This window comes from Staphylococcus sp. FSL W8-1268 (assembly GCF_038003965.1).
Taxonomy (GTDB): Bacteria; Bacillota; Bacilli; order Staphylococcales; family Staphylococcaceae; genus Staphylococcus; species Staphylococcus hominis.
Genome location: NZ_JBBOQE010000001.1, coordinates 973,899 through 986,692, shown reverse-complemented (window position 1 = coordinate 986,692; position 12,794 = coordinate 973,899). Strand labels below are relative to the sequence as shown.

Below are 12,794 nucleotides of genomic sequence, written 5' to 3'. Positions count from 1 at the left end.
TAGATTTTCTTAATTTATGACTAATGAATTTAAACGGATGTTATCTTCGGTATGTAAACGCTTTCTTAAGCAATATATTCATGCTAAACTTGTTATAGAGATAGATAAGAGTGGGATGGAGGAATAGATATGTCTTTATTCAGAGATTTTTTCATAACATTATCAAATAGTACATATTTAAATGAAATGGCTAAAAAAATCGGACCGACTATGGGTGCTAATAGAGTTGTTGCGGGTAATACTATAGAACAACTCATTGATACGATTGAATGTTTAAACGCTAATCATATTGATGTTACTGTAGATAATCTTGGAGAATTTGTTAATAATAAAGCAGTAGCGACTCAAGCTAAAAATGAGATTCTTGAGATAATGGAAGCTATTAATAAATATCAAGTGAGTGCACATATGTCGGTGAAAGTGAGTTCATTAGGCGGTGAATTTGATACCGAGTTAGCCTACCAAAATTTAAGAGAAATTTTATTAAAGGCTAATACCTATGATAATATGCATATTAATATTGATATGGAAAAATATAATAGCTTATCACAAACATTACAAATTTTAGACAGATTAAAAGGAGAATTTAGAAATGTCGGTACAGTTATTCAAGGATACCTTTTTGAGGCAGAAAAATTAATTGATAAGTACCCAGAATTACGATTAAGACTGGTCAAAGGTGCTTATAAAGAAAATGATACGATTGCTTATCAAAGTAAAAAAGATATTGACAAAAATTATATAAATATTATTGAAAAACGTTTACTTAACGCCAAAAACTTTACGTCAATTGCAACACATGATGATAAAATCATTAACCATGTTAAACAATTTGTAAAAGATCATCATATTGAAAAAAACACTTTTGAATTTCAAATGTTGTATGGTTTTCGTAATGAATTAGCAGAAGAGATTGCTAGACAAGGATATCACTTTACCGTTTATGTTCCATATGGCAATGACTGGTTTGCTTATTTTATGCGTCGCCTGGCTGAAAGACCTCAAAATCTTTCCCTTGCCTATCAACAATTTATTTCAACAGAAGCACTTAAAAAAATTGGCTTAGTTAGTGGACTAGCTATAGGAACACTTACATTAGTATCTGGTGTTGTGAAATTACTACAACGTTGAAATACAGAGCGTCTCGATAATCCTTAAAATTATCGAGACGCTCTACATTAATTAAAACTGTTTAAGTAAATTTGCCATTTCAATTGCACTTACTGCCGCTTCTGCACCTTTATTACCTGCTTTCGTACCCGCTCTTTCAACTGCTTGTTCAATACTTTCAGTTGTTAAAACACCGAAAATGACTGGTGTATTCGTAACATCATTTGCTTTTGATACGCCTTTAGCAACTTCATTACAAACATAATCATAATGAGATGTTGCACCTCTAATGACACAGCCTAAAGTAATCACTGCATCATAATCATTTTTTTGCGCTAATTTTTTAGCAACAAGTGGAATTTCAAATGCACCTGGTACATATGCAACATCAATATTATCTTCATCTACACCATGTCTTACTAATGTATCTTTCGCTCCGTCTAATAAACGGTTGGTAATAAAATCATTAAATCTACTCACTACTATTGCAACTTTTAAATTTGTACCGACTAATTTACCTTCAAAATTCATTCTAGATTCCTCCTAAATAAGATGTCCCATTTTCGATTTTTTTGTTTCCATATAATGATGATTATGTTCCGTTTCTGGCACAATCACTTCTGTACGCTCTGCAACTTTTATACCATAATCTTCCAAGCCTTCAAATTTCTTAGGATTATTACTTAATAAATTAACTTGTTGAACGTTAAAATATTTAAGAATTTGAGCAGCTATATGATAATCTCTTAAGTCTTCATCAAAACCTAATGCTAAGTTTGCAGTAACCGTATCATGTCCTTGCTCAATTAATTCATAAGCTTTTAGTTTATTCATTAAACCAATGCCTCTACCTTCTTGTGGTAAATAAATAATTAATCCGCCATGATCATTTATATATTTCATTGATGCTTCTAATTGAGCGCCACAATCACATCGTTGACTGTGGAAAATATCACCTGTTAAACAAGCAGAATGTAGTCTTACATTTTCAGTTGTACGTGGTTCTCCTTTGCCAAGTACAACAATATCTTCATGTGTATATTGAGATTGGAAACCGTACATTTTAAAATTACCAATATCCGTTGGCATTTTTACAGTTGCTTTAAGTTCAATACCTTCGCTTTCTTGTTTACGACGATAATTAATTAAACTTTCAATTGTAATCATTTTTAATTGATGTCGCTCTTTAAATTGTTGTAATTCATTACCTTTTGCCATCGTACCATCGTCATTCATTATCTCACATATAACTCCAGCAGGTGCAGCACCTGTTAATTTAGCTAAATCTACAGCAGCCTCCGTATGTCCTGGTCTAACTAATACACCTTTTTCCTTAGACACTAAAGGAAATAAATGTCCGGGTTTATGGAAACTTTCTGGTTTAGAATCAGGATTAATTAACGCTTTCGCTGTTGCTGTACGGTCAAATGCACTAATTCCTGTAGTAGTAGAGATATGATCGATACTTACAGTGAAATTTGTACCGTAGTCATCTGTATTACCATCAACCATAGTTTTAAGATTTAGACGTTCAGCAATCTGCGAACTTATAGGAGCGCAAATTAATCCACGCGCTTCTTTGGCCATATAATTAATGGTATCGTCTTTCATCCATTGAGTGACCGCAATTAAGTCACCTTCATTTTCACGATTTTCATCATCTACTACAATAATACTATTGCCATTTCTTAATGCTTCTAACGCTTCTTCAATGCTATCGAATTTCATTTAAGCCCCTCCTAAAAACCATATGCTTTTAATTTATCAACTGACAAATCAGATTTATTTTTACCAACTATACTTTCAACATATTTAAATAATACATCTGTTTCAAGATGCACTTCATCGCCCATCTTTTTGTTAGAAAGAATCGTTGAACGTCTTGTTTCAGGAATAAGATGGATATCAAAACTATGTTGATGCAAGTCAAAAATTGTTAAACTTACGCCATCAACAGTAATAGAACCTTGCTTAACCATTTGTTTGATGACCGAGTCAGATGCCTTAATAGATACAATGCGTGAATTAGGCGTTTCTCTGATATTTATAATTGTTCCTTTTGCATCTACATGACCTAATACAAAATGTCCTCCGAAACGTCCACTACCTGACATTGCTCGTTCAAGATTGACTTCATCATTTTCTTTAATATTAGCTAAATATGTTTTATTTTCAGTACCTTTAATCACTTGGACAGAAAATTGATTTTGTTTAAAATCAATGACTGTTAAACACGCACCATTTACGCTTATAGAATCACCAATATGCATATCTTCTATGATTTTTTGACATGAAATATCTAATGTCCTTACGGATTGTTGAGTGCGAATACTTTTTACAGTACCTATTTCTTCAACGATACCTGTAAACATTTATCTTCACTTCTTTCGCAGTGTCATTTTAATATTTTGTTGAATAGACTCGGTAGAAATCACTTCAAATTGTGGCGCATCAGCTAAATCAATGACATTATCAGTTTGATAAAATTGATTTTTTCCAATACCGCCTATTATTTTCGGGGCATAATAAATAATAAGATGGTCTAAATAATTAGATTGGAGAAATTCTGAAGTTATTTGAGGCCCAGCTTCTACTAATAATCTGCCGACACCTCTTTGATATATATCAGATAAAATAGATTTTAAATTACATGTTTCTAAATATATTATTTTTATATGATGACTTGGACTTTTTAGTTCATGATTTTCAGTATAAATCCAAATTTCACTTAATTGATCGTGAAATATCTGTTTTGAATAATCAATTTGGCCTCGCTTAGATAGTATGATTCTTATTGGATGTTTACCCTCTTGAATACGTGTTGTATATTGTGGATTATCCGCTTCAATCGTTCCATTACCAGTTAATACTGCGTCATGAGTATGTCTTAAACGATATACATCTTGTTTTACAGCTTTATTCGTAATCCACTGACTTTGTCCACTATCAGTCGCTTGTTTACCATCTAACGAAGTCGAGACTTTTACTGTAATTCCAGGGATTTTCTGTTGTTTTGCTTTGAAGAAATCCTCATACAAAGCAAAAGCTTCTTCTGAATATTGATACTCAACTTCAATACCTGCTTTTTCAAGAATGATATCTCCCTCAGAAGATAACGTCGTATCTTTTACAGCATAAATCACTTTACTAAGCCCATGTTCAATAATTTTATTCACACAAGGTGGTGTTGATCCATAATGTGTACAGGGTTCAAGCGAAATATAAATTGTGCCGCCTTTTGCTTTATCTTGTGCCATATCTAAAGCCTGAACTTCCGCATGTTTCTCTCCTTGCTTTAAATGTGCACCTAATCCCACAATACGCCCATCCTTCACGACAACTGAGCCAACAGGAGGATTAACTCCAGTTTGTCCTTCCACCATTTGTGCTAATTGAATTGCATATTTCATAAATTCACTCAATTTATCACCTCTAAAAAAACCCCATACCTGTTTCACAGGCATAGGGCATGTATATATACTTAAATAAGCGTACTACAATTTTTATATTGTGCATGCTTATACATCATTCAGTAATGATGTGATTGATTCTTCCTCCCATCCAGACTTTTACTGTCGGCTCTAGAGTCTCACTAGATCAGCCACTTAATAAATTAAGATTAAGTGGGTCGCAGGCTTAATCACTGCCGGTTGGGAATTACACCCTGCCCCGAAAGAATACGTATGAAATTGTGATTAAATTTGAGTCATTGTAGTTTAGTGCTACATATATCATCTTACATTTATTTTTGGAAAATTACAAATAAAGAATTTCAATTTGATTTTTAAATTTAACTCTTAAAGAGACATTTATTCATTATTGTGTAAAGCATTATGCTTTATGATCAAATTCTTTTCGAATTTCATATAAGTAATCCACTGCACTTACCGCTTGATTAACAATCATTTTTACTCCATTACGCAATTTATTTACTCCATTAGTGATTTGTCCAATAGCAATCATATTATTTAAAGTACCATATCTTGGACTAATCACCTGATTTGTTTCTGGGATAATTTGTATTCCACCCATAGGATGAGCTTGAATAATTTGTCGATTTTGAAGATTTAAGATAAATTGATCATCTTCATCTAAATCTTTTAAATGTGTTTTAGAACCTGTTGCATTAATAATAATATGATGTGGATACCATTGTTCATCATGTTTGAATTTTAAATTAAATATTCCATTTTTATGTACCACATCTTCTAAATCCTTTCTAATCACTAATGAACCATCTTTTATTAATTGCTTGATGAGTTTTGCAGTTCTTGGAGGCATAGGATTTGAGTTAAGTTGAATAATTTTAGTGAAACGTTTATCGAATTCAATTTGATCTTGACGACTAAAACTATTCCAAATCCAATTTAAATTTTCTTTGACATTCTCTATTAATGTTTGGAATATACCTATCTCATTAGGATGTTCTAAATCATAATTTAAATCTTTAATCGTGTCCCCTGTTCGGCGATGAACCAATTTCTGTAAATCAATACCATTTAATTCACACTCTTCTTTAAATAAATCGAATGCTTTCTCTAATGGTACATTTCCAAAGTACTTATCTTTAATATCATTAAATTTAGATTTCGTTAAATATTGAAACTCAATTTTTTTCATGTTTCCTCTTACGCTAGGTAATTGAGCAGAACGACTCGTCATTGTGATAGGTAGTTTAGGGTGATGAAACGCTACATAACGCACTACATCTAAACTAGCTAATCCTGTTCCAATAATAGCAATATCATCAGATTCTTGTACATCATCTAAAGTATTATATGTAGGGTAAGGAGTTTGAATATAACCTTTTATGCCTTTTAAATGATAAGGGTCGTGATATGATAAAGTACCTATAGTTAAAAATATGTAATCATATACTTGACAATGCTTCATATCTTTAGACGTACAGACATAATATTTCAATGTGGTTTCATCTATATTTGAATTAATGAAGACTTCTTGTACTGGTTGTTTAATAACTGTAAGGTTATCATATAATGTCTCATAATTTGATAAGTATGATTTCATATAATGGCCAAAAACAAATCTTGGTAAATACTTTGGATTTTTAAACGTAAAATCAGATTGTGTTTGATACCATTTCCAAAACTCTTCATCATCATCTAGATTTAAACTCATATTTTTAGTGGGTAAGTTAATTAATAATTGACTACTATCATTTTGAAAAGGAACACCCTGCCCCATATTAAATTCATTATCGTAGACATCGACTTTTAATTGCTTAAAGTCTTTATGTTTAACGAGTTGTCTAAGTACACTCACACCTGCTGTACCCATACCTATAATTGCTACTCGCATATTTAACATCATCCTTTTATATATTTGTATTATGTTGAATATTATCATATTATACCAATACGATTCTCGACTTCAAAACGTTTCACTATTAACACGATTATCCATTTCAAAGCATAAATAATCATGTGTAACTATGTTAAAATTTAAATATTGAGGTGACTAAACAATGAAATTTTTATTAAAAACATTAATTGTTTTTATCATTGGATTTACTTGGGCTTCAAGAAAAAACAAAGCAGAATAAATAAAAAAACCAACATCATCTAATTAAAAAGATAATGTTGGTTTTTATTTTGATTATTGATGTTTTTGATCATCTTTATAAACATACAACTTGAAGTATTTACCTTCAGTTTTCATTTCTTTATAGAAATCAGCAATAATTTCCGCATTACTTTCAGCCCATTTAATATCAGTCGCATATTGATGTTCACCCGGATTCATAGGATTCCATCTCATGCTATATAATGTGTTTTGATCATCGTGAGATAGGAAGTGTTTATGAATAAAATCTGCGCCACCTTTAATTGCTTTCTCTGGTGTATCCCAACCATGTTTTTTCGCATATTCAGCACCTGTTTTGATTGGATCTTCATCTAAAGCTCCAACACCATAAAAATTATAATATTTTTTACCATCAATATTTACACCATTCGCCAGTTCACTTTTTACTGAACCTGTTTCTAATAATGCGTGAGAAATTAAATAGACTTCATTGACACGTTTTTCTTTTGCAGCATTTACAAAAGCATCAGTATGTTTCAATAGTGTAGGTCGATCGAACAACATACGTTTGATACGATTTTTATCAATACCTTGATATTTAGATAAATCTAAAAATTGATATCTTTGTTTATCATCATCGATAAATTTACTGCTGTCCATTGCAACTTTAATTTCACTTGCTGATGCATCTCTCCATGCATTATTATTTTTATTCGATACTTGTTGACTTGTATAGTTATCTATTTGTTTTGCAGCAGCTTTATCAAGCGTGACGTTCACATGCTGAACTTTCTCTACTTCATTTACTTTTTTGAAAAATATCTGATCAGAAATCATTGAGAAAAAAATGAAGCCAGCTGCTACTAAAATAATAAGTAACCCTATTAGGCCTATAATAGAACCTTTTCTGTGCTTTGTCATATTCACACCTCTTAGGTTAATGTTGTAATTTCATTTATAGAAAAGTCTTCCATGATAATAAATTTTAACATTTTTAATTCTCTTAAACAATTTTATAATTATAATGTTACATATTCATAAAATAAAAGTAACAAAATTGAAATTTAACAAAAAAATAAAAGTAATGAAATACTCAACATTTCATTACTCAATGATTTTTATCTATTAAATAAATATAGTTATTTGTAGTAAGGTTAACATATTTAATTATTCGTTATTTCTTTTATAATCCATCATAATAAAACTGACAGCTTGCGATCTATTTTTATAATAATATTGATTTAAATCAATCGTCCCTTCAATATCACCATCACGATACATCATTTCATTTGTAAAATTATTTATCATTACAAATTCAGAACGATCTCTAATAACGTCTAAATCATCATGTCTTGCAAAAAAGTGCTCAAGATTTAAATGTGCGTAATCCAACTTCATACCTCCTATATTTTATTGTACAAATGTCGAATATTAATCTTACAAACTTGTTAAAGCTATATATCATCCAATCCAACGATTCTATGTTTACTATTTAACACCTATTTATTAAATTAAGCAAATGAAAATTCACGATACCTCATGTAGAATTTATACATCCGGAAATATTGTTTATGTACATAACTAAGGAGAAAGAATAAATATTTCAGATTTTAGTTCATTACACATAAAATATCATAAGATGATTCATCATTTGTTAAGACAATACCGTATCACTTATAATTATGATGAATTTTATCAACTATTATTAATAAAATTGTGGGAAATCTCCAAAATTTATAACCCATCTTCCTCTGTATCTTTGTCCTCTTTTATCTATCAGCGATTAAAGTTTTATCTTATTGATCTTTTTAGAAAGGAGCAATTGAAGATTGATTGCCTAGATATTGCAGCGTTACCTCATTCTTTAACTTATACATTGAAAGATGAATCTTTTTTTAATGATTTCAAATATATTTTAAATTCAAATGAATATCAATGGCTGATATATTATCTTCATGGATACAAACAATATGAAATCGCTAAAAAGATGAATGTCTCAGACACTACAATTAAAAAATATAAATCTTCTGCCCGTATCAAACTTCAGCAATATTATTTAGAAGGTGATTGGCATGTTACCTCATAATACTTTCGATTTGTTATACATTCAAACTTTAGAAGGTTCAACAATTCAGACTAAATGTTGTTTTAAAACATATGAAATGATTCTACCATTTCATATTAAAAAGATAGTCATATACTATCTAGAACAATTTAATAAATCATATACGCAACAACTTAAATTAGCTAAACGCTTATTATCTATCAATAAACTAGTTCCTATTTATATTTCTAAAGACATCATTTTATTTCCAATCAAACATCAACGCGCACCCATACAAATATATTTTAATGCTCAACGTATTATTGGATTAACGTCTTCTCAAAATAAAACCATTATTATCTTTGATAATTCAGTTCAATGCATAGTCGATGAGCCTTACATTTTAGTTTATAAAAAATGGCAAGAAAGTATTCTATTAGCCTATTTAATTAATAAGACGACTTCTTTTCATTAAACTTATATTCAAGTAATCTTTTAGTAAACAAAGCAGTCACAAATCTTATGAGATACAAACTGACAATCAAACTAATAATGGCAAAAACTAAGATTAATACAAGATAGATTAAACTTAATTCTGCTTTAGGATTTATAAATTGATTGACTACTGCTAAACTTGCGATAAATCCAGCTAAAAACCATCCTAGTAATAGAATGTATGTAAGAACAAATAATATAATTAATAAGAACAAATATCCATTTGAAAAATGTTTATTTCGAAAGATATGAACCTGTAAAAATTGATTAGCAAAACGAGTAGGTTCCATAAATTTCTGTTCTGCATTATTAAATGAAGCATTATTTTGTTCAAAAGTATGTTCTAATAATTGCTTTTCTTTTTTATTTAAAAACCACAATTGTTTTCTTACTTTTTCTCTAAAAGCAGTTTCCTCCATAACTTAATTCCTTTCTATTTAATTATATTCATAAATTTTAACTGAACACCGATTTTAAAACAAACTCAATAAAAAAGAAAGATACAACTCAAGATACTTTATTACTCCTTCTCTTTGATATTCATATAACACTAAAACCGAGTCTAAGACATGTTTGTAGTCTTAGACTCGGTTGGTCATAATTTAGATATAGTGATTTTATAATATAGATAGTCCAGAACTTTTAATATCTTTTGCAAATCCTTGAACTGTATCTACTGGCAATTCATTAATATCGCGTCCAAGATTATTGTTAACTTTCTTAACAACATCTGATGGACAAGTGATAATATCGGCGCCAATTTCATTAGCTTGAATAACATTGAACACTTCACGGCAACTTGCCCATAATAATTTAACACCATTTTTACTATGTGCGACTTTTACAGATTCTTTCATTAAAGGAAGTGGATCTACACCCGTATCAGCAATACGCCCTGCAAAGACAGAGATATATGTAGGTACACCTTCGGTCACTGCTTCTGTAATAGCTTTAACTTGTTCAATTGTATAAACAGCAGTTACATTTAAACGAACATGATCAGCTGATAATTTTTTAATTAATTCAATTGTAGACTCACCTTTTGAGTTCACAATTGGAATTTTAACAAACACATTGTCACCATATTGCTTTAAAATTTCTGCTTCTTTCTCCATTGTGTCTAAATCATCTGAGAATACTTCAAATGATATAGAAGCATCAGGAATTTCACGTACTGCTTCTTCTGCAAAAGCTTTATAATCTGTTACACCTGCTTTTGCCATTAAGCTAGGATTTGTTGTAAAACCATCTACTTCTTTATTTTTGTATGCAGCTTTCATTTGTTCGATATCTGCACCATCAGCAAATACTTCTACATTTAATTGAGTCATAAAATCTTCCCTTCTCATTTATATTACGAATATAGCTTGCTTTATGAAAAGACACCATATGTATAATTATTTTTTATGTACAGTATGTTTTACTATTTCGTTATGTTATTTATATCATGCTTTTTTTGTGTATGCGAATGTTTTGCTTTGAATTTTCTGAAAATTAAAACCTTATGATAAAGGTACTATTAAAAATGAAATTAAATGTGGTAATATTATTTAATGGTATAAATCGGAGGTATGTTATGTCTAAATCAAAAAAATATTTATATATATCAGTGATTCTTTTAATTATTAGCTTTTATTTTAATACATTTAATCCTTTATTAAGCATTCAATTTAAATCAATAAAAAATTTATTAATTGCATGTAGTATTGTAAATGTTGTCATCCTTATTGCTTCAATTATATTTTCTGATAAAGCAATTAAACATTTAAATTATAAAAATAAAGATTGGATTAAGACCGCTTCTAACATATTACCTTATGTCATATTAGTAGTAATTTTGTTCCATATTTTTGCTTCTGTTACAACGTTTGGCATTTTTTCATAATCAAATACGCATAAAATATTATATAAAGGTGAGTATATTATGCAATATATAACCGTGTTTATAGGTGGTATGTTGGGCGCTTTATTAAGATTTTTGTTTTCCTTTATGAATCAGAGTAGCATCTTTCCAATTGGCACATTGATAGCTAACCTGTCAGGTGCTTTTCTTATGGGTTATCTGTCTGTAGTAATGATTAAATTATTTAAAGATCATCCTAAAATTAAAAAAGGTATTACAACTGGTTTTTTAGGCGCTTTAACAACCTTTTCAACATTTCAATTTGAGTTAGTCACATTACTTTACAGCCATCATATTATCTTAGCTGTGGTTTATGCGTTTATGAGTTATTGCTTTGGTGTTATCTTGTGCTGGATAGGTATGAAATTAGGAGGTCTTACATCTTGATACAAGCTCTTTTAATTATGATTGGCGGTGGTTTTGGCGCTGTCGTTAGAGCATGGCTAACTGATGTCACTAAATCCAAATGGTCTACTTCAATACCTATTGCTACTTTAATCGTCAACTGGATGGGAAGTTTTCTCATTGGTTTAACGACTGGGCTCTCTATTCACTTAAACTGGATACATATGTTTTTTATTACCGGATTTTTAGGAGGTTTAACGACATTTTCAACCATGTCTTATGAGCTTGCGCAATGTCTAACACCGTCCTTCAAACTTTTTAAATTTATGATGTATTCTCTATTGCAATTTGTTATAGGATTTATTGCTTGTTGGATTGGTTTTATAATATAACAAAAAGGTGAACTGTGTAGTAAATTAACCTACAAGTTCACTCTTTTTTAATTAAATTGATTAACCTTCAAATGTATCTGGATCAGGTCCTATACGTTGATCTTTATTTAAATCATCAATTCGTTTCATTTGATCTGCTGATAATTCAAAATCAAATACATCTATATTTTCTTCAATTCTGCTTGATGTAACTGATTTGGGAATAACGACGACATTATGTTGCATATTCCATTTAATAATAACTTGTGCTGCTGTTTTATTAACTTCTTTACCAATTTCATTTAACGTTTCATCGTTTAAAATTTGAGCATTCATAAATGGTGACCAAGATTCCATATAAATATTTTGCGCTTCTAAATATTTTCTAAGTTTTTCTTGAGTAAAGTATGGATGAAATTCTACTTGGTTAATGACTGGTTTAATTGAAACTTGTGCTAATAATGCTTCAAAATGATCTGGATTGAAATTACTAACTCCAATGTTTTTAACTCTATTATCTTTATATAAATCTTCCATACCTTTCCATGTATCAATCATTACGGCTTCATTTGTCCCTGGCCAATGTACTAAATATAAATCTAAATAATCTAACCCAAGTTTTTGGATACTAGTTTCGTAGGCTTGAGCCACATTTTCACGTCCGAAATCTTCGAAAAATAATTTTGATGTTACGAAAATATCTTCTCTATTTAAACCTGTTGATTCTAATCCTTCTTTGATACCTTGGCCTACTTGTTCTTCATTTCCATATACTTTAGCAGTATCTATGCTACGATACCCAGATTCAATGGCATGTTTAACTGCTTCTTTACAAGTATCGTCGTTTTCTACTCGAAATGTTCCAAGTCCTAACATTGGCATTTGATTTCCATTATAGAATTCAATATAGTCCATTTTACTTCCTCCTTTAAAAATAACTATTCTGTATATACCCTAAAAGTATATTTATGAACATCGCTTA

At 30.1% G+C, this 12,794-nt stretch carries 16 protein-coding genes and 1 riboswitch; of the genes, 6 read left to right on the top strand and 10 right to left on the bottom strand.

Annotation, left to right across the window (positions count from 1 at the left end; all coding sequences use genetic code 11):
• Positions 1-129: 129 nt before the first annotated feature.
• Positions 130-1,131, top strand: coding sequence for a proline dehydrogenase family protein (locus tag NST64_RS05170; RefSeq protein ID WP_107632394.1), 1,002 nt, complete (start codon positions 130-132; stop codon positions 1,129-1,131).
• Positions 1,132-1,182: 51 nt separating this feature from the next.
• Here the strand turns inward: NST64_RS05170 and ribH are convergent, their stop codons facing one another.
• The 7 genes from ribH to NST64_RS05135 form a co-directional block, all read right to left on the bottom strand.
• On the bottom strand, positions 1,183-1,641 hold the full coding sequence (gene ribH, locus NST64_RS05165) for a 6,7-dimethyl-8-ribityllumazine synthase (protein WP_002455177.1): 459 nt from the start codon (positions 1,639-1,641) through the stop codon (positions 1,183-1,185).
• 12 nt (positions 1,642-1,653) lie between these two features.
• Complete coding sequence (locus NST64_RS05160) at positions 1,654-2,838, bottom strand: bifunctional 3,4-dihydroxy-2-butanone-4-phosphate synthase/GTP cyclohydrolase II (RefSeq protein ID WP_077700526.1); 1,185 nt, start codon at positions 2,836-2,838, stop codon at positions 1,654-1,656.
• Between the two features lie 11 nt (positions 2,839-2,849).
• A complete protein-coding gene (ribE, locus tag NST64_RS05155; RefSeq protein ID WP_002455175.1) occupies positions 2,850-3,482 on the bottom strand; it encodes a riboflavin synthase in 633 nt (210 codons plus the stop codon).
• A gap of 6 nt (positions 3,483-3,488) precedes the next feature.
• The gene (gene ribD, locus NST64_RS05150; protein ID WP_002488430.1) at positions 3,489-4,532 is read right to left on the bottom strand and encodes a bifunctional diaminohydroxyphosphoribosylaminopyrimidine deaminase/5-amino-6-(5-phosphoribosylamino)uracil reductase RibD; all 1,044 of its coding nucleotides are present in this window, start codon (positions 4,530-4,532) and stop codon (positions 3,489-3,491) included.
• Between the two features lie 123 nt (positions 4,533-4,655).
• Positions 4,656-4,791, bottom strand: a riboswitch (FMN riboswitch).
• Positions 4,792-4,941: 150 nt separating this feature from the next.
• Positions 4,942-6,429 carry an FAD/NAD(P)-binding protein gene (locus tag NST64_RS05145; protein ID WP_002449656.1) on the bottom strand — a complete coding sequence of 496 codons (1,488 nt, stop codon included), beginning with the start codon at positions 6,427-6,429 and terminating at the stop codon, positions 4,942-4,944.
• Between the two features lie 297 nt (positions 6,430-6,726).
• Positions 6,727-7,575: an N-acetylglucosaminidase gene (locus NST64_RS05140; protein WP_037554400.1), complete on the bottom strand. Its 849-nt coding sequence runs from the start codon at positions 7,573-7,575 to the stop codon at positions 6,727-6,729.
• A gap of 246 nt (positions 7,576-7,821) precedes the next feature.
• Positions 7,822-8,046, bottom strand: coding sequence for a hypothetical protein (locus tag NST64_RS05135; RefSeq protein ID WP_002449634.1), 225 nt, complete (start codon positions 8,044-8,046; stop codon positions 7,822-7,824).
• Between the two features lie 208 nt (positions 8,047-8,254).
• On the opposite strand from NST64_RS05135, the gene NST64_RS05130 reads away from it, so the two are divergent.
• Both NST64_RS05130 and NST64_RS05125 read left to right on the top strand, forming a co-directional pair.
• Positions 8,255-8,740, top strand: a complete 486-nt coding sequence (locus NST64_RS05130; RefSeq protein WP_255296323.1) for a sigma-70 family RNA polymerase sigma factor — start codon at positions 8,255-8,257, stop codon at positions 8,738-8,740.
• Positions 8,727-9,173: a competence protein ComK gene (locus NST64_RS05125; RefSeq protein WP_002449640.1), complete on the top strand. Its 447-nt coding sequence runs from the start codon at positions 8,727-8,729 to the stop codon at positions 9,171-9,173. The genes NST64_RS05130 and NST64_RS05125 overlap by 14 nt, the downstream gene beginning before the upstream one ends.
• Here NST64_RS05125 and NST64_RS05120 read toward each other — a convergent pair.
• Together NST64_RS05120 and NST64_RS05115 are read right to left on the bottom strand one after the other, a co-directional pair.
• On the bottom strand, positions 9,148-9,612 hold the full coding sequence (locus tag NST64_RS05120) for a hypothetical protein (protein WP_002488428.1): 465 nt from the start codon (positions 9,610-9,612) through the stop codon (positions 9,148-9,150). The genes NST64_RS05125 and NST64_RS05120 overlap by 26 nt on opposite strands.
• A 198-nt stretch (positions 9,613-9,810) precedes the next feature.
• Complete coding sequence (locus tag NST64_RS05115; protein WP_002488434.1) at positions 9,811-10,524, bottom strand: transaldolase; 714 nt, start codon at positions 10,522-10,524, stop codon at positions 9,811-9,813.
• A gap of 245 nt (positions 10,525-10,769) precedes the next feature.
• On the opposite strand from NST64_RS05115, the gene NST64_RS05110 reads away from it, so the two are divergent.
• The 3 genes from NST64_RS05110 to NST64_RS05100 are packed head-to-tail and all read left to right on the top strand — an operon-like array spanning position 10,770 to position 11,833.
• Positions 10,770-11,078 (top strand): hypothetical protein, encoded by a 309-nt coding sequence (locus NST64_RS05110; RefSeq protein WP_002488429.1) that lies wholly within the window; start codon positions 10,770-10,772, stop codon positions 11,076-11,078.
• Positions 11,079-11,117: 39 nt separating this feature from the next.
• A complete protein-coding gene (gene crcB, locus NST64_RS05105) occupies positions 11,118-11,483 on the top strand; it encodes a fluoride efflux transporter CrcB (RefSeq protein ID WP_002488424.1) in 366 nt (121 codons plus the stop codon).
• Complete coding sequence (locus tag NST64_RS05100) at positions 11,480-11,833, top strand: fluoride efflux transporter FluC (protein ID WP_002455169.1); 354 nt, start codon at positions 11,480-11,482, stop codon at positions 11,831-11,833. The genes crcB and NST64_RS05100 overlap by 4 nt, the downstream gene beginning before the upstream one ends.
• Positions 11,834-11,893: 60 nt before the next feature.
• Here the strand turns inward: NST64_RS05100 and NST64_RS05095 are convergent, their stop codons facing one another.
• Entirely contained in the window at positions 11,894-12,727 is an 834-nt protein-coding gene (locus NST64_RS05095; protein ID WP_002449660.1) for an aldo/keto reductase, read from the bottom strand.
• Positions 12,728-12,794: the final 67 nt, after the last annotated feature.

What these genes read in the sequence shown, in the direction of transcription:
- NST64_RS05145 (WP_002449656.1), bottom strand. Translation starts at nt 6,429, where the DNA reads ATGCGAGTAGCAATTATAGGTATGGGTACAGCAGGTGTGAGTGTACTT.
- NST64_RS05160 (WP_077700526.1), bottom strand. Translation starts at nt 2,838, where the DNA reads ATGAAATTCGATAGCATTGAAGAAGCGTTAGAAGCATTAAGAAATGGC.
- ribE (WP_002455175.1), bottom strand. Translation starts at nt 3,482, where the DNA reads ATGTTTACAGGTATCGTTGAAGAAATAGGTACTGTAAAAAGTATTCGC.
- NST64_RS05125 (WP_002449640.1), top strand. Translation starts at nt 8,727, where the DNA reads ATGTTACCTCATAATACTTTCGATTTGTTATACATTCAAACTTTAGAA.
- crcB (WP_002488424.1), top strand. Translation starts at nt 11,118, where the DNA reads ATGCAATATATAACCGTGTTTATAGGTGGTATGTTGGGCGCTTTATTA.
- NST64_RS05170 (WP_107632394.1), top strand. Translation starts at nt 130, where the DNA reads ATGTCTTTATTCAGAGATTTTTTCATAACATTATCAAATAGTACATAT.
- NST64_RS05095 (WP_002449660.1), bottom strand. Translation starts at nt 12,727, where the DNA reads ATGGACTATATTGAATTCTATAATGGAAATCAAATGCCAATGTTAGGA.
- NST64_RS05120 (WP_002488428.1), bottom strand. Translation starts at nt 9,612, where the DNA reads ATGGAGGAAACTGCTTTTAGAGAAAAAGTAAGAAAACAATTGTGGTTT.
- NST64_RS05110 (WP_002488429.1), top strand. Translation starts at nt 10,770, where the DNA reads ATGTCTAAATCAAAAAAATATTTATATATATCAGTGATTCTTTTAATT.
- ribH (WP_002455177.1), bottom strand. Translation starts at nt 1,641, where the DNA reads ATGAATTTTGAAGGTAAATTAGTCGGTACAAATTTAAAAGTTGCAATA.
- NST64_RS05140 (WP_037554400.1), bottom strand. Translation starts at nt 7,575, where the DNA reads ATGACAAAGCACAGAAAAGGTTCTATTATAGGCCTAATAGGGTTACTT.
- NST64_RS05115 (WP_002488434.1), bottom strand. Translation starts at nt 10,524, where the DNA reads ATGACTCAATTAAATGTAGAAGTATTTGCTGATGGTGCAGATATCGAA.